At 43.8% G+C, this 23,261-nt stretch carries 18 protein-coding genes; 7 read left to right on the plus strand and 11 right to left on the minus strand.

Annotated features, from left to right (window positions below):
* The first annotated feature begins 40 nt into the window (after positions 1-40).
* Positions 41-799: an alpha/beta fold hydrolase gene (locus tag ACSUPM_RS12645; protein WP_320158118.1), complete on the plus strand. Its 759-nt coding sequence runs from the start codon at positions 41-43 to the stop codon at positions 797-799.
* A gap of 82 nt (positions 800-881) precedes the next feature.
* On the opposite strand, the gene ACSUPM_RS12650 is transcribed toward ACSUPM_RS12645, so the two are convergent.
* The 4 genes from ACSUPM_RS12650 to tyrS form a co-directional block, all read right to left on the minus strand.
* Positions 882-1,109, minus strand: a complete 228-nt coding sequence (locus ACSUPM_RS12650) for a DUF1653 domain-containing protein (RefSeq protein WP_201566397.1) — start codon at positions 1,107-1,109, stop codon at positions 882-884.
* Between the two features lie 15 nt (positions 1,110-1,124).
* Complete coding sequence (locus ACSUPM_RS12655; RefSeq protein ID WP_025651559.1) at positions 1,125-1,670, minus strand: DUF4411 family protein; 546 nt, start codon at positions 1,668-1,670, stop codon at positions 1,125-1,127.
* Complete coding sequence (locus tag ACSUPM_RS12660; RefSeq protein WP_025651557.1) at positions 1,670-2,797, minus strand: ImmA/IrrE family metallo-endopeptidase; 1,128 nt, start codon at positions 2,795-2,797, stop codon at positions 1,670-1,672. Before ACSUPM_RS12660 ends, ACSUPM_RS12655 begins: the two co-directional genes overlap by 1 nt.
* 94 nt (positions 2,798-2,891) lie before the next feature.
* Positions 2,892-4,103, minus strand: a complete 1,212-nt coding sequence (tyrS, locus tag ACSUPM_RS12665; RefSeq protein WP_101211267.1) for a tyrosine--tRNA ligase — start codon at positions 4,101-4,103, stop codon at positions 2,892-2,894.
* Between the two features lie 119 nt (positions 4,104-4,222).
* On the opposite strand from tyrS, the gene ACSUPM_RS12670 reads away from it, so the two are divergent.
* The 3 genes from ACSUPM_RS12670 (at position 4,223) to ACSUPM_RS12680 (ending at position 8,035) form a co-directional block, all read left to right on the plus strand.
* The gene (locus tag ACSUPM_RS12670) at positions 4,223-5,575 is read left to right on the plus strand and encodes an anhydro-N-acetylmuramic acid kinase (RefSeq protein ID WP_101211268.1); all 1,353 of its coding nucleotides are present in this window, start codon (positions 4,223-4,225) and stop codon (positions 5,573-5,575) included.
* Between the two features lie 94 nt (positions 5,576-5,669).
* Positions 5,670-7,046, plus strand: coding sequence for a beta-ketoacyl-ACP synthase II (gene fabF, locus ACSUPM_RS12675; protein WP_201582849.1), 1,377 nt, complete (start codon positions 5,670-5,672; stop codon positions 7,044-7,046).
* Between the two features lie 128 nt (positions 7,047-7,174).
* Positions 7,175-8,035: a hypothetical protein gene (locus ACSUPM_RS12680; RefSeq protein ID WP_201582845.1), complete on the plus strand. Its 861-nt coding sequence runs from the start codon at positions 7,175-7,177 to the stop codon at positions 8,033-8,035.
* Between the two features lie 257 nt (positions 8,036-8,292).
* Here the strand turns inward: ACSUPM_RS12680 and ACSUPM_RS12685 are convergent, their stop codons facing one another.
* The 5 genes from ACSUPM_RS12685 to ACSUPM_RS12705 all read right to left on the minus strand — a co-directional run bounded on the left by ACSUPM_RS12685 (position 8,293) and on the right by ACSUPM_RS12705 (position 15,993).
* Entirely contained in the window at positions 8,293-10,110 is a 1,818-nt protein-coding gene (locus ACSUPM_RS12685; protein WP_350588387.1) for an aminopeptidase P family protein, read from the minus strand.
* Positions 10,111-10,502: 392 nt separating this feature from the next.
* Positions 10,503-12,065, minus strand: a complete 1,563-nt coding sequence (locus ACSUPM_RS12690) for a peptide MFS transporter (RefSeq protein ID WP_101211271.1) — start codon at positions 12,063-12,065, stop codon at positions 10,503-10,505.
* A gap of 323 nt (positions 12,066-12,388) precedes the next feature.
* Complete coding sequence (locus tag ACSUPM_RS12695; RefSeq protein WP_201582841.1) at positions 12,389-12,841, minus strand: hypothetical protein; 453 nt, start codon at positions 12,839-12,841, stop codon at positions 12,389-12,391.
* Positions 12,842-12,980: 139 nt separating this feature from the next.
* Positions 12,981-14,555, minus strand: coding sequence for an apolipoprotein N-acyltransferase (gene lnt, locus ACSUPM_RS12700; protein ID WP_201584635.1), 1,575 nt, complete (start codon positions 14,553-14,555; stop codon positions 12,981-12,983).
* Positions 14,556-15,093: 538 nt separating this feature from the next.
* The gene (locus ACSUPM_RS12705; RefSeq protein ID WP_025651548.1) at positions 15,094-15,993 is read right to left on the minus strand and encodes a CBS domain-containing protein; all 900 of its coding nucleotides are present in this window, start codon (positions 15,991-15,993) and stop codon (positions 15,094-15,096) included.
* A 256-nt stretch (positions 15,994-16,249) separates the two neighbouring features.
* Between ACSUPM_RS12705 and ACSUPM_RS12710 the strand changes: the two genes are divergently transcribed.
* Entirely contained in the window at positions 16,250-17,533 is a 1,284-nt protein-coding gene (locus ACSUPM_RS12710) for an Lnb N-terminal periplasmic domain-containing protein (protein ID WP_201582837.1), read from the plus strand.
* Positions 17,534-17,566: 33 nt separating this feature from the next.
* Here the strand turns inward: ACSUPM_RS12710 and ACSUPM_RS12715 are convergent, their stop codons facing one another.
* Both ACSUPM_RS12715 and ACSUPM_RS12720 read right to left on the minus strand, forming a co-directional pair.
* Positions 17,567-18,364: a hypothetical protein gene (locus ACSUPM_RS12715; protein WP_025651546.1), complete on the minus strand. Its 798-nt coding sequence runs from the start codon at positions 18,362-18,364 to the stop codon at positions 17,567-17,569.
* Between the two features lie 45 nt (positions 18,365-18,409).
* Positions 18,410-19,006, minus strand: a complete 597-nt coding sequence (locus ACSUPM_RS12720) for a YcgN family cysteine cluster protein (RefSeq protein ID WP_025651545.1) — start codon at positions 19,004-19,006, stop codon at positions 18,410-18,412.
* Positions 19,007-19,167: 161 nt separating this feature from the next.
* Between ACSUPM_RS12720 and ACSUPM_RS12725 the strand changes: the two genes are divergently transcribed.
* Positions 19,168-19,908, plus strand: a complete 741-nt coding sequence (locus ACSUPM_RS12725; RefSeq protein ID WP_201582835.1) for a dienelactone hydrolase family protein — start codon at positions 19,168-19,170, stop codon at positions 19,906-19,908.
* Positions 19,909-20,096: 188 nt separating this feature from the next.
* Positions 20,097-23,213, plus strand: coding sequence for a DUF2339 domain-containing protein (locus tag ACSUPM_RS12730; protein WP_436879998.1), 3,117 nt, complete (start codon positions 20,097-20,099; stop codon positions 23,211-23,213).
* Positions 23,214-23,261: the final 48 nt, after the last annotated feature.

Here is a 23,261-nt window from a genome sequence, read left to right on the forward strand (position 1 = left end):
TGTCGATTTATATTATGAGGTCTAAGGTAGCGGCAAACCTGTGGTATTAATCCACGGTTGGCCGCTTAGCGGACGATCTTGGGAGTCGCAATTGATGGCGCTCGTTGCAGCTGGTTATCAAGTCATTACTTATGATAGACGCGGCTTTGGTCAATCGTCTAAGCCATGGGAAGGTTATGATTACGATACCTTAGCGCAAGATCTAAAAGGCTTGATGGATGAGCTGGATCTGCAAAATGCTACTATCGTTGGCTTCTCTATGGGTGGCGGCGAAGTCGCTCGCTATCTAGGCAACTTTGGTTCAGAACGCATTAGCAAAGCGGTACTCGCCTCTTCTGTTCCACCTTATCTGTTCAAAGCTGATGATAATCCTGATGGGGTCTTAGCAGAAGCAGATATTCAAGCATTCTTAGATGGCGTCAGCGGCGATCGTATTGCCTTCTTAAACGACTTTACCAAGAATTTCTTTACGCCAGCAGAGGGTAAGCTACTAGTTAGCAAACCAATGCGTTTATATAACCGCGATATCGCCTCGTTTGCTTCAGCAAAAGCGACTTATGATTGCGTTAAATCCTTTGCTTATACCGACTTCCGTGATGATCTGAAGAAATTCGATGTGCCAACCTTAGTTATTCATGGCGATGCCGATCAAATCGTGCCACTTGAAGCTAGTGGTCAACGCTCGCACGATATGATTAATGATAGCCAATTACATGTGGTTAAAGGTGGCCCACATGGCATTAATGTCACTCATAAAGATGAATTTAATAAGGCTTTGATTGACTTTTTAAATAGCTAATGATCATTTGATAGACATAAAAAAGGCGACCTTGATGGGTCGCTTTTTTATTTGCTCAATGGATTTTAACCAAGTTGATTCATTAATCCGCTAATGATTTAATAAGCTCAAAGCGTGGTATGACTTTGCTATCGACTTCAACGGTTTCCGCAAACATGCCTAAAGGTCTGACCCAAACGCCATATTCGCCGTAAAGACAGCGATAAACCACTAGCGGTTCTTCGGTTTCTGAATGCTGCGCGGTATGCAAAACTTGGTAAAGACTGCCTTTATAGTGGCGGTAAATGCCTTGGGGGATGGTTTGGGTCATAAAATCATTTTCTCATTAAATTTTATTGATTCCGAGGTAATTAAATAAATCTAACCATGTATAACATATTATGCTTTTATATTTACATGTATCAGGTATCTTTATGTCACCTACTAATTCTTTAGATATATCTTTGTTAAACCCTTGCTCACTTGTCAAAACACAAGCATTTTTGCTTATAGCAACAGCTATATTAGATAGATCATTACTAATCCCATTAACCTTCTTTAAACGCCTCTCTACCTTCATGTTCTGAAAGAATGGTAATTCTTCAATCATTTGATTTTGTAGAGATAAAAGTTGAGTTTGATATGTCGTCTTTCTTATTACTTCAATGTTGAATGATTTGAAAAAATCATCCAAAACTATAGGTGAATACCCATCGAAAAGCGCTACTCGACCGTAAATTTCCTGTCTAATATCTTCAGAAACGACAAATTTAATAAGTCCAGCAGATATCGAGTTTAAAAGCGAATCCCAAATTGTTTTGAATATTTCAATAGGATAATATCGATAGCAAATATCAATAATAGCATTAGTATCTAAACAGACTCTTATCATCAAGAAAACGCCTTATCTTCTAAGTACTTCAAATCCTCAATACGATTAGGAATTCTCAGCAAGTCCATTGCAGAGTTAATAGTTAGCTCTTCTTTCCAAATAGCTGAAAATACTTGCTGTAAATAAACTTTACCAAAATGATTATATGTGGTGTGTCTCTTCTTAACCCCAAAACCTCCAGAGTTTTCAACTTGAAGGCTTTTTAGGTAGTCTTCAAGCTCTATTTGTTTTACTAAACCTAATTGTTTAAGCTGAATAGCAACAGCTGGTCGACTAGCCTTAGTAACCTTTCGAATTGCTAGTATGTTCTCACTTAGAGATAAGTTCGAAGAGTAATATTTATAGACAATTGAACTAGGGACTAAAACATATCCTGCAACCTCATTACAATAAACCTCTTCAGTATAGTTAGAATATATCAAGTTGCCGTCCAAAGCACTTTGCTTCAAACCTAAATGTACCAGTTCGTGTATTAGAGTAAAAAGTCGACGTGCGGGTGACTGTCCCGTAGTTAAAATCACTATGATAGGTAATTTATCATAGTACAAAGACATACCTTCTGAGCTTAAAGAAGGATTTGATTTCTCTAAAACAATTACATCATTTTTTTCCACTATAGTACGCCAAGACTTATAATAATCAGAGCCTGACTCTAAAAGATTTTCTTCCTCTAAATTTAAGAAATCTATGATTAATTGTGCATCGTGCTGTGCATTACTTCCTAAGAGATTTAAACCAAAATTACTTATATTTTCATCTAAAGACTCATAAATACTTAATAGATTGTCTCTGTCGATATATGCTTCCTGAGCTACTTTTTGGAATTGATAACTTTGCTCTTCATCTTCTCCTGATATATCTTCATACTTATTTCTAAAATCAATGACTTTAGGTAATTCACGACTAATGACTGAATCAAAAGTTAAATAAGAAACTGGTACTAGAAGTATGTCAGCTAATTTATTGAGCTGTTTAATTGTGAAAACATTATTCTCGACCTCAGCACTTTCAATTTTTTTAGAAGGAATGGAGGTTTTTTTGGCAAGCAAATCTACAGATAGCGACATCTGTTGTCGGTAATGACTCAATGCTATTGGAGAATGTCTCACTAATTGACGATTTGTCATAACTTCCTAGAATATCCTTTTAGAGTTAAACAAGGCTATAATTAATATTATAGCCCTATTTTAAATTAAACTTTATAAAAGAATTGTCTTTAACCTAACCCACCGTCACTTTTGCATAAGCCTTTTTACCCGCCTGAATAACAGCAGTCTGACCCGACGTTAAACTAAAGCCTGCATCGACGACTTCACCGTCTACTTTCACCGCGCCACGTTTGACCATGTCTTTGGCGGCTGAGTTGTTTTTGGCAAGTGCTGCTTGGTTCACTATTTGGGTGATAAATAGCGCCTCTTGACCTTCCAAATCCAGCATGATTTCTGGTAAATCAACAGGCAACTCGCCATCAGCAAGCACATTACCTGCTGACTTGTGTGCATTGGCAGCGGCATCAGCATCATGAAAACGCTCAATGAGTTCTTCAGCAAGAATGCGTTTGATCTCTTGTGGATTACGACCGTTTTCCATCTCTGCCATTAAGACTTCGACAGCTTCCATTGGCTTAAAGCTTAAAAATTCAAAATAGCGACGAATCAAAGTATCTGGCATTGAGAGGATTTTTTGGTACATCGTGCCGGGTGCGTCATGGATGGCGACGTAATTATTTAAAGATTTAGACATTTTATTGACGCCGTCCAGCCCTTCTAGAATTGGAACGGTAATACAGACTTGCTGCTCTTGCCCATAACGACCTTGCAGCGTACGACCCATCAACAAGTTAAAAGTCTGATCGGTACCACCAAGCTCGACGTCCGCTTTTAGGGCGATAGAATCATAACCTTGCACTAAAGGATAAAGAAACTCATGGATAGAAATAGGTGTTTGCGACGCATAGCGTTTAGAAAAGTCATCACGCTCAAGCATACGTGAGACGGTTTGCTGGCTGGCCAGCTGAATCATATCAGCGGCTGACATGTCATTAAACCATTCGGAGTTAAAGACCACACGCGTTTTTTCTTTATCTAATATTTTGAATACTTGTTCAGCATAAGTCGTCGCGTTGGCTTTGATTTGCTCGTCAGTCAATGGTGGACGCGTAGAGTTTTTACCAGAAGGATCGCCAATCTTGGCGGTATAATCACCAATTAAAAAATAAATTTCATGACCCAAATCTTGAAAATGCTTGAGCTTATTAATCAAAACCGTATGACCCAAGTGCAAGTCTGGGGCAGTAGGATCAAAACCTGCTTTGATACGTAGCGGACGGTTTAGTTTAAGTTTGGCAACTAAATCCTCTTCAGATAGGATCTCTTGCGTACCGCGCTGGATAAGGGCAAGTTGTTCTTCTAGGGTGTAGGTTTGAGTGGTCATGAGGATCTCTTTATGGTCTTTATTGAAAGGGTAGAGCGTTTGGGCTATTTAGAATTTCGTAGCCAGCAAAAAATGTTAGAATTTGGCAGATATACTAGCGTTTTTTAAGGAAAATTGCCATGAGTAAGCCTCGGTCAGCGATTGATAATAAAAATAACGATCTTTCAGATTCAAATATACATGAAAATTCAGATGCTTTATCGCTCGCCGAAACCCTTGAACAGACGGTATTCGAGAGCTTCGATGAGGGTTTATATATCGGCATGATGTCGGGTACCAGCTTAGATGGTATGGACGCCGTATTGTGTCAATTCAGTAATGATAGTAGTGCTGAAGAAGATAGCCAAGCACCGATGCGACTGTTAGCAACTCATAGCCAAGACTTCCCGCCACGACTGCGCGAAGTGTTATTGGCCTTATGTCAGCCCAATGGTGTCAAGGAATTGATAGCCAGCGATGCTGAGCCCAACAGTGAAAGCCATAGCGAATTGGAGTGGTTCGGTTGGGCAAGCCGCGAGTATGGTGAGTTTGCCAGCGAGGTGGTCAATACTTTATTAACACAAGCAGATATCGACGCAGAGTCAGTGCTAGCGATTGGCTGTCATGGGCAGACCGTGCGTCATCGTCCACAGATGGGCTTTAGCTTACAATTGGTCGATGCCAATATTATCGCTGAGCGTACGGGCATTAGCGTGGTCAGTGATTTTCGCCGCCGTGATATGGCGGTCGGTGGTCAAGGTGCACCCTTGGTTCCGGCTTTCCACCAAGCCTTATTTGCCACGCCTGATAGTACGCGAGTGTTATTAAATTTGGGCGGTATTGCCAATATTACCGTCTTACCAGTCAATGATAAGCCGGTAAATGAGGCTGTTATTAATAATAATGCTGTGATTGGTTATGATACGGGTCCTGCCAACCTATTATTGGATGCATGGGCAGCATTGCACACGGGTAAAGATTATGACGCTGGTGGCGCTTGGGCGCAGTCTGGACAAATTATCGAGCCGCTACTCAATCAATTATTAGCCCATCCGTTTTTTGCAAAACCTTATCCGAAAAGCACGGGGCGTGAGGACTTTAATTTAGCTTGGCTACAAGCTGAGCTGCAGACGTTCGAGCAGACCACTGTCGATACCCGCTATGCAGCAGCCGATGTGCAAGCGACTTTAACCGAGTTGACCGCTATCAGCGCCAGTAGCCAAATCACCCAATTTATCAAAAATAATAAAAACAGTGCAGTTTATGTCTGCGGTGGTGGTGCCTTAAATGACTACCTAATGAGCCGTTTGCGCACGCATTTGCCTCAGTGCAGTGTGGAAACTACAGCCAGCTTAGGACTAGAGCCTACATGGGTAGAGGCCGTTGCTTTTGCTTGGTTGGCACGGCAGACCTTGATGGGTGAAACGGGTAACTTGCCTGCAGTAACTGGCGCGAGTAAAAATGTGGTGTTGGGACAAGTGTGTTTTGCATAGTCTACTGATTTTAGTTTACATGCGTGCACTTATGTGTTTTATAATGGCTTCTGAAATAACATCCTCTTAGGACCGTAAGTACAGGATATATCGCATGAGTCAACACAGCAGTTCAACCACTTCGCAAGCTGATCAAGTTAGCGCAACCTCGGCGCACAAACCGCGTCATAAGCCGCCCCACTATGAGCGCTCTGATGAGTTGCGCGTGGTGGTTACTGGCATAGGTGCCATTACGCCACTGGGTCTGGACGTTGACAGCTCGTGGACGAAATTGCTCAATGGCGAGAGTGGTATTACCCCAATTAGCCACTTTGATACGACCGGATATCGTGCGCAAATCGCTGGTGTGGTCAAGGACTTTGACGCCAAACAATATATGAATGCCAAAGACGCCCGCCGCTATGATGAGTTTATTCATTATGGCATCGCTGCCTCTAGCATGGCATTACAGAACGCGGGCTTTATCGACGAAGTCAGCGCTGCTGACGCCCCTGTGCAAGGCGTGGATCAAGAGCGTTTTGGCATTATTTTAGGCTCAGGGATTGGTGGTATACAAACCATCGAAAACAGCCGTGATACCTTACGTGAAAAAGGCGCTACCAAAGTCTCACCCTTCATTATCCCTGGCTCTATTGTCAATATGGCAGCAGGATTGGTCGCGATTAAACATACCTTAAAAGGCCCAAATCTCGCGACGTCGACTGCCTGTACGACCGCCACTCATGCTATCGGTCTCGCTGCGCGCTTAATCGCCTACGGTGATGCCGATGTCATGCTGGCAGGGGGCAGTGAAAAAGGCTCTAGCCCACTGGGCATAGCAGGCTTCGGTGCCATGCACGCCCTCTCTACTCGCAACGATGAGCCGACCAAAGCCTCGCGTCCATTTGACAAAGATCGTGACGGTTTTGTGCTCGGTGACGGCGCAGGCGTGGTAGTGCTAGAAAGCCTTGCTCATGCCAAAGCGCGCGGTGCCACGATCCTCGCCGAGCTGGTAGGTTTTGGTATGAGCGATGATGCCAGCCACATTACCGCGCCACCAGAAGATGGTAGCGGCGCGGCACGAGCGATGAAAAACGCTTTAAATGATGCAGGCATTGAGCCTGCCGCCGTTGGCTATGTCAATGCTCATGGTACCAGCACCCCTGCTGGTGACGTCGCTGAATCAATTGCTATCGAAACGGTATTTGCGCCCGTCAAGGACAGCATTTTGGTCAGCTCAACCAAATCCATGACCGGTCATTTGCTAGGTGCTGCTGGTGGTGTCGAAGCGATATTTACTGTCCTTGCCCTGCAACATCAGCATATACCGCCAACCATTAACTTGGACAATGTCGAAGATAACTGCAACCTTGATTACGTGGCTAACCAATCACGTAAAGTTGAAAATCTGCAATATGCGGTGTCCAATAGCTTTGGCTTTGGCGGCACCAATGGCTCGTTAGTATTTGCGCGCTGGCCAGTTCAACCCTAAAGCGAAAAAGAACGCCTAAAAGCGTGTGAGGCAATCCATTGTAACCTTGGTGTCAGATTTGCTACGTTTGTCCACTTGCAGCCCCTTATCGTACTTGCGTATGATAAGGGGTAATTTTTGGAACATTTATGGAAGATACCATGTCAAGCTACTCATTTTCCCATCAGTTTTACCAGCGCTGGACGTGTGCGCCTGAGCCTATTCGCGCAGCCATTACCCAAGAGCTAAAGGATATCACCACCCTCTTACAAACCGAGACGCCGTTTGAGAGCTTTGTTTTTAGCACCCATGATCTAGATGCGCATGTCGATGAGCTTTATGAAAATCATGAAGCCGAGCAAGCGATTGCCCAAGCCATCGCCGACAAACAAGCGCAAGTGCGCGCCGCTGCTGAAAAAGAACGTCTCGAAGAAGAACAAAGAATCAAAGCGGTAGAGGATGCTAAGCTCAAAGAAGAGGCAAAATTAAAAGAAGAAGCCCGACTGCATGAAGAAGCAAAAGCTGCACAAAAAGAACAACTGAAAAATGAACAGCTAGTAGCCGATAAAAATAGCCTTGATAATAAAGTTGCCCCTACCGATAGCAGCCAGACAAATACTGATAACAATACTGCCAATAGCGCTGCAAATAATTCTTCTGAAAGCACAGTCGCCGAAGAATCAGATGCTGCAAAAAATGACGCTGTTAACGATACTCTTAGCAAAAACGATGATGGCATCAAAAATAATAATGACATTAAAAATGACAACAGTATCAAAGCTGTCAATGATAAAGCCAGCGCCGCCATCAAACTGGCATTAAAAGATGCAAAACTAAGCGCAACGCATCAAGAATTGATCCGTGAACTTGAGATGCAGATTGATGACTATCTCAGTGAGCAAATGATGTTGATGTCTGAAAATCTAAAATCTTGGCTACGTGCTGAGATGACTCAACATTTGGGTGAGCAAGATAAATCAGTAACTCATAAAGATGCGCAAAAAAGTTAAATATAGCATCTGGATAATAAACGGCATCTGGATAACAGCACCTAGTCAATAATCCGTATTCAGGTAATAAGTAGTATTCACGTAAGAAAAAGCCCCGTAAATCGTTTATAGGGCTTTTTTTATTTCAGGTTGGTAGTTGCAAAGCTTGTATAGTCAAGGAATTTCAGAATCGCTACAAGGCGACTGACCGCAGATAGTACACTGAGTACATCTAGGGCGGGTAACACCGTAGCGGTTTAAAAGTGCTCTGACTATAATTAGATAGCTTGTGTACGCTCAGTTAACCACTCTAATGCCGCACCATCAACACGGTCTTTTAGCTCAGCAAAGACTTGGCTGTGATATTCATTCAGCCAATCAATCTCTACTTGATCCAACAATGACGGCTCAATCAGACGGGTATCAATGGGGCAGTAAGTCACTGTTTCAAAGTTAAGGAAATTACCGAATTCCGTTTCTACTGGCTGAGCAACCCGTTTATTTACCATCAAGTTTTCGATACGAATACCGTATTTACCTTCACGATATAAACCCGGCTCATTACTCGATATCATACCCTCTTTCATCGCCCGCTCTTTTGGCGTGCTGGCACTATAAGCAATGACTTGCGGGCCTTCATGGACGTTTAAGAAGTAACCAACGCCATGACCAGTACCATGACCATAGTCCATCTGTGCCTGCCATAATGGCGCACGGCAAATCGCATCAATCAGTGGTGAAGCAATGCCATCAGGGAAATGCGCTTTTGCTAAGGCAATATGGGCTTTGAGCACGGTGGTAAAGTCACGCTTGTGCTCGCTGCTTACTTTGCCAATACCGACCACGCGTGTGATATCGGTGGTGCCGTTTTGATACTGCGCCCCTGAGTCAATCAGTAATAAGCCGCCCTCGCCCTCAGCGACGTCAAGGTAGCTGAACTTTTCTGGCGTCGCACGGTAATGTGGCAATGCCCCGTTTTCATTAAAACCTGCAATCGTTGGAAAGCTTGGCGATACATAATGTGGCTGCTGACTACGTACCTCAATCAGCATGCTATCGACATCAAGCTCACTTAAACGCTCGCCATCTGCTAGACGCTGCTCAAATGTGGCAAAGAATTCACTTAATGCAGCGCCATCTTGACGCATGGCTTCACGTACATGATCGATATCGGCGTCAGACTTAACCGATTTTAGCAACGTGCTCGGTGCCATTTGCTCGATAAAGCCCACATCGTCTGCCATCCTTGATAGTGTACCCACTGCGACTTTGCTTGGGTCTAATAGCAGCAAATCTTCTGGTGTCAGGGCGCCCAATGCCTCTTGTACCGCTTCATAATCAGCAAGGGCAATACCTCTGTCTTTTAGGCTCTTAGCGATGTCAGCACTGACTTTATTATTATCGACAAACAACGTTGCTTTGTCTGCACTAATCAGCATATGGGATAAGAACACAGGATTATAATCGACGTCAGCGCCGCGTAAGTTGGTCAACCAAGCGATATCATCTAAGCTGGAAAGCAAATGATGCGTTGCGCCTGCATCCGCCATACCGGCACGCACGGCAGCAAGTTTTGAGGTAGCGGACTGGGCGAGAAACTGCTCATCGTGGGCATACAACTCTGCTGATGGCAGCGCTGGACGATCACTCCATACTTCTGTCAATACGTCACGCTCAGTGATCAAGGTAATGTCGTTAGCATCAAAGGCGTCTAGCAGCTTATCTTGCTCGGCGATAGACAGCACATTGCCATCGACTGCTACGCTATCACCTTCTTGTAAATGCTCGGCGAGCCAATCGATATGATTTGGTTTACCAGGCGCGAGCCTTTCTAAGCTGATACCTGTGCCTTCTAATTGATCAGCGGCGTGCACCCAATAACGACTATCGGTCCACATGCCAGCAAAATCAGCGGTAACGACGAGCGTGCCAACAGAGCCTGTAAATCCTGACAACCATAAACGGGATTGCCAATATTCTGGTAAGTATTCAGATAAATGCGGATCAGCAGAGGGGACGATAATCGCAGTAAGGTCTTGGGCAACTAAGCTTTTGCGTAAACTATCGATACGATCATGAATGGTTTGTTTATTCATTGAATGTGTCCTTATTGATTTTGGAGAAATTAGATGTAAAAAATACTACTGTGAGGCGACTATGGATAGCCGTCTTATTTGGGCGTTTAAAATCGCTTTAAAGTTTAATTAAATGATCAGTACTTGAATCAGCCAAATTCAATAGTTTGAGAATTAAAATGTTGTAAAAAGTCAGATGCCAAATATATGAGGCCAATTATTATTTCAGCAAAATAGCATTACAGTAGAACATCATTAGATGTCTGGGCAGATAACAGGCTTTCAATGGCCGAAGAGAAATATCTCACCGAATGAAACAATAAAACGTGCTACCAGCAATGGTAACACGTCTCATCCTCTGTCATTGACTTGTGCGCTACACTCGCTCAATGACTTATTGAAAACCCTATTGATTAGCTGACTTTATCGGCGCGCTCACTTTTCTGTAGCATGTTATTAATAGGCTTCGCTAATACCAGTAATAAGGCAGCCGTAACAACCAATAAAATTGTCATCGTCGTAAACAGATCTGGTAAGCCTTCAATCTTATCCGCTGAGACATTGCCACCGAAAAATGCGGCAACCAAATTACCCATGGCTAAAGAAGCAAAGAAAAGTCCCATCATCTGCCCTTGCATCCCTTTTGGGGCAAGCTTAGTCATTGAAGACAGACCTACAGGACTAAGTGCCAGTTCACCAAGGGTGAGTAGTAGCAAACTACCTACCAACCACAAAGGTGATGCCAACCCACTATCATTGGTCAAAATACTTTTCGAGGCCACAATCATCAAGCCAAAACCTGCAGCGGCAAGTAACATACCAAGAGCAAATTTCACCATACTACTAGGTTCAACACCTCTATTACCAAGCTTAACCCAGATAATACTGACGATTGGCGCTAGCAGTAGAATGAACAAAGGATTTAATGATTGGAACCAAATACTCGGTATCTCAAACCCCAAAACATCCAAATCTGTATAACGGTCAGCAAATAAGTTAAAAGACGTCGGCTGCTGCTCAAAACTTGACCAAAATAGCGTTGAGCCGATAATTAAAATAAAGCAAATCAATAGACGCAGCTTATCGGTTTTATCAAGCCTAGGTGAGATGAACATAATGGCAAAGTACAGTATCACTACACCTGCAATGATATAAGTCATATACTCCGCCACCATCTGCGGTTGAAACGGCATCAGACCTGTAGAGACTAAAACGACGACTGCCACTAGCAACGCTAAGAATCCAGCGACCCAGCGGCCTATATGTTTATAACGGTCATTGGAGCGCTCCCACTCAGGCGTGATGCCTTTCGCTTGCGCATAGTGTGTTAGCGTTTTTTGAGCAGAAAAACGGTAGATGAGTAGTGAGACCAACATCCCAAGACCACCAACACCGAAGCCAACGTGCCACATACCTTTTTCTTTAAAGATACCGACGATGAGTGCGGCTAATAATGCGCCGATATTGATACCCATATAAAATAAGGTAAAACCACTATCACGACGTACATCACCTTCAGAATACAACGCCCCAACCATCACCGAAATACAGGTTTTAAATAGTCCTGAACCCATAACAATACACATCAAGCCGACGAAAAACAGCGTCATGCCAAATAATGCGGAGAGCGCAATACATAAGTGACCAAGGGCGATAATGATACTACCCCACCACAAAGCACGCTCCTGACCTAGCCAATTATCGGCTAACCAACCGCCCGGTACTGCTGCTAAATATAGCGAACCCGCAAAAATACCATAAATGGCCGATGCGGTAACATCATCAAAACCAAAACCACCGCTGCCTACCGTCGCCACCATAAATAGTACGAGTAGTGGGCGAATACTATAATAAGAAAAGCGCTCCCACATTTCCGTAAAAAATAGCGGACGTAATGGTTTTGGATGTCCCATAAAGCCGTTGTCTAGCGCTTCCAGTTCAGCAGCACCAACCCCTAACTTTGATTCTCTGCTCATACATTTATTCCTTTAAATATCATATTAGTGATGACCAACTACCCAATTACGCAGATGAACGGTCATATAGGCGGAACATTGTTTCACTTGGTTATAACCAAGTAAAGAAAAAGTTGGCTAATAATTACACAAATACCCATAAAAAAACTCGCTCTTAAGCGCTAAGAGCGAGTTTTTGTTGGGATTATCAATGAAGAAATGCGGTCAACTGTTTTATAGAGCACTAATAATAAGACTAGCCATTCTTGAAAACGCTGTTTGTCAAAAGTTGCTCTGCAAAATTAATCTTATAAGAATAGCATTCAGTATAGGTAAGGACACGCTTATTCTGCGGTTGTTGTCTCTTCGGTATTACCAGCGTCTAGGTCGCCATCAGCTTGTTCTGCGCTCAAGTCAGCATCGCCAACAGCGGCTTGGTTTACCGTACCTGATGCTGATGCCGTACCTGCTTCCGCTGTCACTACCGCGCCACTCGTATCTGCAGCTGGTGTGACCGTTGCATCAGCAGCCGTAGCCGGTGCTGCTGTATCAGTGCCTGCTTCTACTGGCGCTGCTGCGCTATCGGTCTCAGCGGGGGCTGCGTCTTCAGTAGCACTCGCGGCGGCTGTATCAGTGGCAACAGATTCTTCTGCCGTCTCAGCCGTAATGTGCTCTCCTGCTGGGCGCAAGAATGCTGAAACACCAATGAGTAAGACGATACCTAAAAATAAGGCAACACCGCCTAAAGCAAATAAGAACTCTTTCTTAGGGTTGTTTTCGACAATATGTTCTGACATACCTTATCCACCTTACACAAAATATTTGAAATATTTGGCTATTATATCGCAATTTATGTCGATTTGTTAAAACCCTTAACGATTTAAAGGGTTTATTATCGAATAAATCATTCAAATTAGCATTTGCTAGTCTGATTCATTAGCTGACCGAACGGCTTCGAGGGGTCGCGCGCTTGCCAAGATAGCTCAATAACAATAGGAGCGCTATAATGAACAAAATCGGGTAGTTACCAAAACGCATGAATGGTGTATTACCCACCCGTGCCTGAATATCACCGCGTAGTACCGTCCGTTCAAACTGCGGGGCACGCTCTACAATACGGCCCTTATGGTCGATGATAGCGGTCACACCAGTGTTGGTCGCTCGCATAAACCAGCGACCATTCTCAAGCGCGCGCATTTGTACCATTTGTAGATGTTGCAGTGGACCCGCCGAGGTGCCAAACCAGGCATCGTTTGAGATGGTCAATAAAAAGTCGGTTCCAATCGCATTTTTACGCGTGGTATCGGGATAAGCAACTTCATAACAAACGGCCGCGCCCAAGTTGTGCCCACGTACACGCAGTGGTGACTGATTGTCGCTACCGCGACTATAGCTCATAATCTCTTGGCTACCAGCTAAGTTGGGTAAAATATCAAGCAGACCTTCAAACGGAATATATTCACCAAAAGGTACTAGCCGTTGCTTTTTGTACATGCCCTCTGCATCCGCACCTAACGCAATAACACTATTATAAAACGGTGGGTATTTATCCGTGCTCGGATCAAATGCTGCTTCATCCTTGTAAGGAATACCGGTGACCCACGTGGTATTGGTGGCTTTGGCCATTTTTACCATTTCACTGATAAACCCTACAGCTTCGGTCTGAAACATTGGAATCGACGATTCAGGCCACAGAACAATGTCACGTCCCCACTCAGTACGCGTCAAGGTTGCATAGATTTTTAAGGTTTCTACTTGATACTCGGTCAGCCATTTTAGATCTTGCGGAATATTGCCTTGAACCAGTGATACCGATAAATCAGGCGTGCCTTTAGGTTTCGTCCATTGTGGATTTATCAACCATAACGAGACGCTAAGCACCAGCAAGGCAGCCGTCGCAATCATATAACCACCACGGCGACGCAACAGCTCAACGGCACTTGCCGCTAACAGGATGGCGACAAAAGAGACAGCAAATACGCCGGCAACGGGTGCTAATGACGACAGCCAATATTGCTCGGTAAAGGCGTAACCGACGAACAACCACGGGAATCCAGTGAACAGCCAAGTCTTCATCCACTCTTGCAACACCCAAAGCGCTGCAAAAGCCAAAGGCTGCTTGCCAACCAGTCGATTAAAAATCAACGCCAAAAAGCCATGAAACAAGCCCATGCCCAGACCCATCAGCGCAATCATAATCAACGCCAGCCATGCGGGCGTCGCCCCATAGACATGGATGGACGTATAGAGCCAAAATGCACCCACGCACCATAGCCCCGTGCCGTATGCTTGACCGATAAAAAAGGCTCGGCGACCTGTCATCTCAGGCATCAATAGCGCGTATAAGATAGCGGGCGATACCAGTGCTACTGGCCAAATACCATAAGGCGCGAGCGCAAAAATAAATATTGCCCCTGCCAGCCAAGCAATCAATATGGCCAAACCCATAGGCAAACCTTTCGGTTTTTCGGGGTTCAGACGTTTTTGCAAATCAACAGTAGACAGACGCATAGCAGTTATCCAAAACCATAGTATCTAAAATGTTACATGTTTAGTATTCAGCCAATATTTAACCTAAAGCTGGCTCAATGGCTATAAACGCCCTATTTTTTCAATAGTATTGTTTGATAATCGTCTTATAAATATAGTCAAAATACCCCAAAAACGCGACGATACTGCTGATATCAATTTTTTGTAGCCTCTGTCTGCGTAGGCACAGCAAGCAAGAAAAATGGATATCAGCAGTGCGTGATTTCTCAATATTACTTTTCACTGACTATATAAGATTGATATAAATACAGCGTCTAAAAATTAAACCCGCCCATGATACCAGTCTGCGCCGATCAATGGGTAAATTTGAGTAGTAAAAAAAATGACTGCTAAAAGCGACTGATAAAAGTAGCTACTAAAAGTGGCTATTGAAAGTGGCTACTAAAAGTGAATGACAAACAGACAGCAAAAAACACGATCGCAATCGTGTTTTTATAGAAATTATCAGTGCGTTATAAAACTTATGAATGGCACGTATGACAATGACGTCAAAAATACATTAATGACTGCCTATCAATAGGTGCTGCTCAGGATTCGTTTTGGTCAGTTCTAGGTTTTGAATAAAACGACCTTCTACATCAGTAATGGTAATTTGCCAATCGTCTATCACCACGCTCTCGCCTTCTAGGTCACCTACATAACCCAGTGCCTGCATGACCAGACCGCCCATCGTATCGACATCGGTATCATCAAAACGACTACCAAGCTCATCATTACAGTCTTCGATCACGGTCGACGCTTGCACACGCCAAGTGTTTGGCTTGTCGGGGTCGGCGACGATATTATTAATGTCACTGTCTTCATCGAAGTCATCATGTTCATCGACGATATCACCGACGATTTCCTCGAGCAAATCTTCCATAGTAACGACACCGCCAAAGTTACCAAATTCATCGACCACAATCGCCATATGTACTTGGGTACGCTGCAATGAGCGCAACAAGGTATCAGAACGCGCCGTCTCACTAATATAGAGCGGCTGACGTACCAAATCTTTTAGACGCTTGCTATCGATTTTGTCTTCTTGATCGCGCACCATGTGCACTAATATAGGAATCAAATCCTTGGCCAATAAGATACCAATGACCGCATCATCATCTTGACTGTCAAAGACGGGATAACGCGAATGCGTAGTCTCAAGGATAATATCCATCACTTCGGCAAGGCTGGTGCTCTCGTGCAGGCCAATCACTTGCGGGCGTGGAGTCATGATTTCGCGCACTTGGGTCGCAGGCAGATCGAGCACGCCTTCTAACATATCCACGGTATCAGGCTCTAAGAACTGGCGCGAGTCCTGTACCAAACGAATCAGTTCATCACGGGTTTCGGGGGCGGTCGATAGCCAGCGTTTTAAGCCGCGCATCGACCAACTACTCGGGCTTGGAGTGTCGTCAGACATGGTAATGTGATTTAACCTCTTTAGTTATTGGCAAATGTTAATTGTTGACAAATTAATAGCGTAAAAACGTAGATGGGGATGAAAGTACTAAATAAAACCAGTCGTTAATAATTAATAAATACCTAGACCAGTTTAAATTAGCTTCACTTTATCGCAAGGCTTAAAGACATTCAACGACAAATTCACGCAAATTGTATTGTCAGTGTGTTATAAACTTTGCTATGGTCAAAGCCTTTATTTATCAATAACAAACACTATGTCCTTACGCTCCTTTTTTTCTCGACTGCTCACGCCGCACTCAAACAACCATCGTTCAGAGAGTGGTGTGGCTCATAACAACCAGCAAAAGCCGACATGGCGATATTACCTTGTACAATTTTTAATCATTACCACCCTACTGCTATCCGCTGTTTGGTTACTGATGGCGATTTGGTATCAGTTTGGCGCGCGCTCAGTGCTAACGTGGTTGGCCATAATCGTCATTATTGGATTGCTTAGCGCCTTGTTTGCCACACGTTATTGGACGCCTGATACTAAGAAAGCACCGCATAATATAACAGCGGATAGACAAGCTACTGGCAAAAAAACGATAACTAAGAAAGCAAAGATTAAATGGCTAGTCGGACTGTACGCGGCGATTTGGTTCGCAGGTGTCGGCTGGTTTATGTCTATTACCCCTGAGCAACAACGCGACTGGATGCCTGAAGTCAGTCAAAAAATCACTTATGAGCGTGATCCAAACAATCCTGATTTGATTACGCTTACCAATGTCCGAAACTTTGATTGGCATACCGAAGATGACGCGACGGCACGCTGGGAGACGCGAACGATTGATATGTCAAAATTGTCTGGCGTCGATGTGGCGAACTCTTACTGGATGGGACCACTGATTGCCCATACCTTGGTGAGCTTTCGTTTTGAAGATGATAGACCCCTCGCCTTCTCCTTTGAGATTCGCAAAGAACAAGGCGAGTCTTTTTCGGCGCTCGCAGGATTTTTTAGACGTTATGAGCTGAGCCTGATTGCAGCAGAAGAGCGCGATATTATCTATACACGGACCAATGCGCGCGGTGAGCAAGTCTATCTATTGCCAATCAGTCATTTGCAGCAGCATGAGGTCAAGTCATTATTTGAGTCTTATCTGACTGCTGCCGATGAGCTGAATGCGCAGCCTGCATGGTATAACACCTTGACCAGTAACTGTACCAATATTATCTTTTATATGGCGCGGCTGGTCAGTGGCGATCGTCTACCGTGGGATTACCGAATTTGGGTCTCTGGCTGGCTGCCAAACTATCTCTATGATGTCGGCATGCTGGACGCTGCGCCTGAAAAGCAAAACCAGCCTTGGTCGATGGATACGTGGTATGAGCGCACCCATATTAATCCAAAATCTATGGGCTTCAATAACCTGCACTCTATTGCCAATAGCTATGAGTTCTCTCGGCAAATTCGTCAAGATATTCCGATACCACCACTGGCTGATTCGCAAGCAGAGGCTGAAGAGCAGGCCAAGTCAGCAGCTCAAGCGTCTCAATAATAGTATTGATCATATATTAAATAGTACTCATCATTAAAGCGTAGTTATTCGATGTTGTGTAAATTCAACCATCACCAAATAATCGAGAATATCATTCAACTCAGCCTCTATACGTTGGCGCTCGGTTTCATTGGGTGTTGGGCGGTAAATCGTAACATTAATAGTATTGGTCATTGGGCTAAAGCCAATACTTTGAGCGTCAGGATAACGCTTTAATACCTCAGGCCACGCTTTTTCTTGTATTGCAACAATCAGCTGACGCATTTTATCACTAATGGCTTGGATATAAATAGGAAAGGAATAATTTTCAAATTCCTTTTGCTTAAAGTGATACACATATTTTGGCGGGACGGCTTTAACTTTGGTTAGTGTCGTCACCCTAATAGAAAACTCATCAGGGTCATTGTTATCATAATAAAATTCCGCAATATTCGCGCCTAATTGCTCTGAAATTGCTTCATTCAATGGCAAGCTAATCCTTTGCAATAATAATCGACGCTGCGCCTCTTCAATAGAAACATTAAAATCTTGTGCATAAAACCAAGGAGCACCATTCCTTTCTTCCTCGGATAAAATATTCAGATAATAATCAGCCAATGGCTCGTCTTCATATTTTTTATCTGCGGCTGCCTCTATCTTTTGCCAGTTGACAATAACCATTGCAGCTGATTTAGGAGCAGTCACTGGTGCTGACATACCCTTTACAGGTATAGCTTGAACCGTTTGAGGAGTAGGAAAATTAGTCTCAGACAAGTGAGATATATTTGAGCAGCCGATTGACAAAAAAGCAGCACTGAATATCAAACTTGTTGTAAGGCAAATTTTATGCATATTCCAACCCTTAAATCATAACCCTTTATATCAGCAAATAATTAACTACGGCTTGACCCAATTCACCACGCGCGTTTCCATCTCTTCATCAGACATACCAATCTCCGACACACAGCGACCTGCTACGCCCACATTGACAGCGCGCATTTTCTGCTGAGTCTCTACTGCATTTTGAGTCAACAACAGATGCCAACTTGGCAGATTTTGTCCTTTATACAAGCGCTTATAAGCACAGTGCGATGGTAGCCACATCATTTGCGGCAAATTCTCCATGGTCAGCTGAATACAATCGGGAACATGTTCTTGGCGCGTGTCATAGTGCTGACAATAGCCCGTCGCACAGTCCATCAGCTGGCAGGTGACATCGGTGTACTCGACCAACTCCTCGTCCACATCGCCATGCTCATCTTCATCGATATACTTAATCAAACAGCAACTGCCACAGCCATCACACAACGCTTCCCATTCGCTATGATTTAGCTCTGCCAACGTAAAGCGTTCCCAAAACTGTGGGCGCAGTGTTTCAGACGCTGCATTTGATTCGCTGTCAGGAAATAGACTCACGATTGTGTCTGGTTTCAGCGGCCCAGCAGCATCAGCGTTTAAATTAGCAGCAGATTGATTTAACAAGTTAATAGTCATAGCATTGTAGTCGATTTTTTATAAAGAGACATTTTGATAAAGAGCGTTACAGTATTATAGCTGTTTTTGCTGGATATGGGCGTTAAGGTAGTACAAGTCAGAAAAACGAACCCTCACAATGACGAATAAATAAAACTTACAACATAAAAAAGGACAATAATATGTCAATTAAAACTTTCGAATTAATCAGTACAACCGAAAATGGTGTTGAGCTTATCAGCTACGTAGCGCTACCAGAAAATGCGTCAGATGACGCGCCAGTGCCAGGTATTTTAGTGGCTCCAGAATGGTGGGGCGTGGTCGATCATCCAAAATCAGTGGTCGAACGCTTGGCAGCAGCAGGTTATGCAGCAGTCGCTATGGATGTCTATGGCGAAGGCAAACTGACCACCGATGCAGCACAAGCCAACATGTGGATGGAGCAAGTATTAGAAGACCAAAATATGCTGATGGAGCGCTGCCGCTTGATTCTCAATGACTTTAGCGATCAATTGGCGGTTGATGGTGATAATCTAGCGGCAATCGGTTACTGCTTCGGTGGTAAAGTCGTCCTCGATATGGCGCGTGATGGTATGCCACTAAAAGCGGTGGCAACTTTCCATGGCAACCCATCAGCGAAACAGCCAGCAGACAAGAACTTCAAAGCCAAAGTATTAGTCGCTCATGGTCGTGATGACTCGATGGTATCCATGGAGGCAATCGAAGGTCTAAAATCAGAGCTAGATGCAGCAGACGTTGACTACACTATCGACGTTTATGACAATGCTAAGCATGGCTTTACCAATCCGCACGCCGATGAGCGTGCAGCGAAAAATGACGTTGATCTTGGCTATAATGAAACCGCTGCCAAGCAAAGCTGGGAAAATATGCTTGAGTTTATGAAAACCAATTTAGGATCATAGGGTATTTAAGACTCATTTTTTGTAGTAACAGTTTTTCGCAGTAAGTAGTAAACAGTTTCTTAATATAATAAGGCTAGCCTAATAATATCAGGCTAGCCTTTTTGTTTAAGTGAATGCGTTACTTGTGTTTGTTCTTAAATCGAGTCATTATCTTCTCATTTAATATTGAGTAACGGTGCGCCAAGATCATGTCTGATATCAGTTGGTTTGTACTATTTATCTGCCTAGCGGTTATTGTTGTTCTTTATAATAAATTAAGAACCCGCCTTGATCTGCTACAAAAAGATATCACGCAACTGAAAAATGAGTTGCAGATACAAAAGCAAAGGTTTCGCTCCCCTATATTCGATAAAGACAACGATGTTGGGGCTAGCGCTAAACTTGATACTCCTCTTGATACTTATAATAATGTTGAAGCACCGACAGCCTTACTCGACAGTGATATTAGCCAATTTACTACTGAAGAGTTATTTGAGGAAGTGGCTTTACTGTCTAAAACTGAAGCTACCGGTAGTACGGTATACAAGGACGATGACGCGTACGCTAATCTCTCAAAAAATCTATCACCGATAGAGCCTGATGAACGCTCTCTACCTATCGTCACCTCATTGATTCATTCAATCAAAAACTGGTTTTTTGGTGGCAATTTGGTCGTGCGCGTTGGCGTATTAGTATTACTAGTAGGTGTGGTGCTACTGCTACGCTTGCTGAGCGAGTATATAGAGATTTCGATTACTGCAAAGCTCATGACTATCGGTATTGCAGGACTGGGATTGGCAGCACTAGGGTTAAAGCTAACGGCAAAACGTTTCTCGTATGGCATTACTTTACAAGGTGCAGGCTTAGCCATTGCTTATCTGAGCACCTTTTTTGCTTATAGTGTCTATCAAATTATCCCAAGTTTACCGAGCTTTATTGGACTCGGGTTGTTATCTGCCATTACTATTGCTCTAGCCGTACGTCAAAACGCTTTTCCTTTAGCGTTGTTGGCATTATCGGGTGCTTTCTTTGCGCCTATTTTGACTGGTAACGATACCGGCAGCTTAGTGACATTGTTCAGCTATTATTTACTTTTGAACGTGACGATTGCGATTATCGCCCATTACCGCCCTTGGAAAATACTCAACCTATTCGGGGTGGTCGTGACATTTGGACTGGCCTATTACTGGGGCATGAGCGAAAATTTAAATGCTGTGGTTACATCACAGCGTTGGCTTTTAGTGTTGCTGGTCGCCTTACATTTACTGCTTTATCTGTTTGTCGTCATTCGCTACGCACAGCAAATCATCGCCTATAACATTCTTAATGAAAAAAGTTCCTCTCATACAGATAATGCAAACAACGCAGATAACACGGGCAAAGTTGATTCAAAAAATAACGGCTATGTATTTCCCATTGATACGGGCTTACTGTTTTCAGTACCGATATTGGCATTTGGCTTATTTGCTGCCTTATTAGATGACATCCCTAACGCTTTAACCATTACTAGCGCAGTTTTAGCAGTCATTTATTTAGGACTTGGCTGGTTGTTTGTCCAGCACAGTCAGCGTTATGCTTTAATTACCGAGGGCATGTTGGCATTAGGGTTTGGCTTTTTGGCGTTGGTCATTCCGCTGGCATTCGATGCTGAATGGATTGCTTTTGGCTGGTCGGTACAAGGATTGGCATTGGTGTGGTTCGGACGGCGCTCACTACGCGCTTGGTCAGTATTATTTGGTTTATTATTGCAGCTAATTAGTATCGGCATGCTGATACTAAATGTGGTCTTTGCTATTCAAGACTACCCAATATTGGCCTTAACCATTTCGGCTATCGCTTATCTAAGCACTGTATTTATTTTGCGCGCTAGCAACTCGCCAGCTAATTTAAACACTATCTTGGATAGCGAATTAAAGAATAACTCAAATAGCAACCTAGCGTACTCTCAAGAGCAAACCATCACATCAGATGCAGTAGCGGCCTACGCCAATGCACTGGGCATCAGCACCCAAGCCGCGCAGCAGTGGCTAACCTCAATCAATAGCCAAAGCAAAATCTTTAACCTTGTTTGGCGCAGTCCTCTATTAATACGATTTTTAACTTTTACTGCTATGGCTTGGCTACTACAAGTATTATTGCTTGATTTTAATCACTGGCTTACCAGTTGGCGATTGGCAACGACGACTTTGATTGCAATCGCAGCACTCATCAGCTTGGGTACTTACTGGGTCATCAATCGTTATCGCTTGTGGGCAGAGATTAGACAATTTAGTCACGGCTTATTAGTGGTGTTTTATCTAATGCTCGTTTTACAGCTACCGCAAAAATTCGAATTCCATTTAGCATGGCAGACAACATATTGGTTGTTATTTACTGGCCTAATCATTGGTGGGTTGGTCATCGGACAGTTGTGGTTAAAGACGTGGTACGAGCATTCAGAATTGTCACGCTACGATGGGGCAAGCTGGTTGGGCGCTGGAATTTTAGTCATCGCTGCCGCAGCTCACTATGGACTCGCAGATTCAGCTGGGGTGATGGCTATTTTGATTCCAGCCGTTTTGATATTGGTTGGGTTATGGTTCAGTTATCGTGATTCCGGTTATCGTCAGCAAAACACGCAAATCAATGAAGTCTCTAAGCAAAGTCCGTTGTACTGGTTTGATTGGCAACAAGCGCTATTGAGCTGCGCTGTGCTCTTCATCCCTATTGCCTTAGGTTGGGTCATCATTACCAATTGGTCTTACGATGGCGTGATTTGGGGACTGTCTTATTTTCCGCTACTGAACCTATATGATATTAGCTCTATTCTGGCGCTATTCGTTGGCTTTGGTGTTTACTGCCTAAATCAGCAGCATAATCAAAAACTAGGCATAGCGAATGCCGATATCACTATTAACGATAGTAGCAACAGGATTTTTACCGCTGACAATCTACTGGTCATATTAGGTTCTATCAGCTTTTGGCTGATCTCGAGCATGCTCATCAGAACCTTACATGCCACTATTGGCACGCCGCTATGGGACAGTACTCAGGGCGGCGCGTGGAGTAGCGAGCAAGTGCAGACAGGACTAACCATTCTATGGACGCTCTTGGCTTTAATCGCCACCATCATTGCCAGTCGCTACTGGCAGCGTGCACTTTGGTTTATGGGCATTGGACTGTTGGGCGTTGTCGTGCTAAAACTGGTAATTGTCGATTTATCACAGACCGAGGCAATTTGGCGAGTGATTTCCTTCCTTGGCGCAGGCAGTTTAATATTATTAATTGGTTATTTGGCACCGTTGCCGCCTGCCCGCGAGGAAAGCGTCAATCAGGCACAAGAGTAGCCGCACATCTGGTTGGGCGAAATTGTGGCGTGAGCACTGTGGTTCTGT

It is taken from the genome of Psychrobacter okhotskensis (assembly GCF_965638355.1).
In the GTDB taxonomy this organism is placed as follows: Bacteria; Pseudomonadota; Gammaproteobacteria; order Pseudomonadales; family Moraxellaceae; genus Psychrobacter; species Psychrobacter okhotskensis.

Coding starts and splice junctions, on each gene's coding strand:
- ACSUPM_RS12650 (WP_201566397.1), bottom strand. CDS start 1,109: ATGACCCAAACCATCCCCCAAGGCATTTACCGCCACTATAAAGGCAGT.
- ACSUPM_RS12655 (WP_025651559.1), bottom strand. CDS start 1,670: ATGATAAGAGTCTGTTTAGATACTAATGCTATTATTGATATTTGCTAT.
- ACSUPM_RS12660 (WP_025651557.1), bottom strand. CDS start 2,797: ATGACAAATCGTCAATTAGTGAGACATTCTCCAATAGCATTGAGTCAT.
- tyrS (WP_101211267.1), bottom strand. CDS start 4,103: ATGACCACTCAAACCTACACCCTAGAAGAACAACTTGCCCTTATCCAG.
- ACSUPM_RS12670 (WP_101211268.1), top strand. CDS start 4,223: ATGAGTAAGCCTCGGTCAGCGATTGATAATAAAAATAACGATCTTTCA.
- fabF (WP_201582849.1), top strand. CDS start 5,670: ATGAGTCAACACAGCAGTTCAACCACTTCGCAAGCTGATCAAGTTAGC.
- ACSUPM_RS12680 (WP_201582845.1), top strand. CDS start 7,175: ATGGAAGATACCATGTCAAGCTACTCATTTTCCCATCAGTTTTACCAG.
- ACSUPM_RS12685 (WP_350588387.1), bottom strand. CDS start 10,110: ATGAATAAACAAACCATTCATGATCGTATCGATAGTTTACGCAAAAGC.
- ACSUPM_RS12690 (WP_101211271.1), bottom strand. CDS start 12,065: ATGAGCAGAGAATCAAAGTTAGGGGTTGGTGCTGCTGAACTGGAAGCG.
- ACSUPM_RS12695 (WP_201582841.1), bottom strand. CDS start 12,841: ATGTCAGAACATATTGTCGAAAACAACCCTAAGAAAGAGTTCTTATTT.
- lnt (WP_201584635.1), bottom strand. CDS start 14,555: ATGCGTCTGTCTACTGTTGATTTGCAAAAACGTCTGAACCCCGAAAAA.
- ACSUPM_RS12705 (WP_025651548.1), bottom strand. CDS start 15,993: ATGTCTGACGACACTCCAAGCCCGAGTAGTTGGTCGATGCGCGGCTTA.
- ACSUPM_RS12710 (WP_201582837.1), top strand. CDS start 16,250: ATGTCCTTACGCTCCTTTTTTTCTCGACTGCTCACGCCGCACTCAAAC.
- ACSUPM_RS12715 (WP_025651546.1), bottom strand. CDS start 18,364: ATGCATAAAATTTGCCTTACAACAAGTTTGATATTCAGTGCTGCTTTT.
- ACSUPM_RS12720 (WP_025651545.1), bottom strand. CDS start 19,006: ATGACTATTAACTTGTTAAATCAATCTGCTGCTAATTTAAACGCTGAT.
- ACSUPM_RS12725 (WP_201582835.1), top strand. CDS start 19,168: ATGTCAATTAAAACTTTCGAATTAATCAGTACAACCGAAAATGGTGTT.
- ACSUPM_RS12730 (WP_436879998.1), top strand. CDS start 20,097: ATGTCTGATATCAGTTGGTTTGTACTATTTATCTGCCTAGCGGTTATT.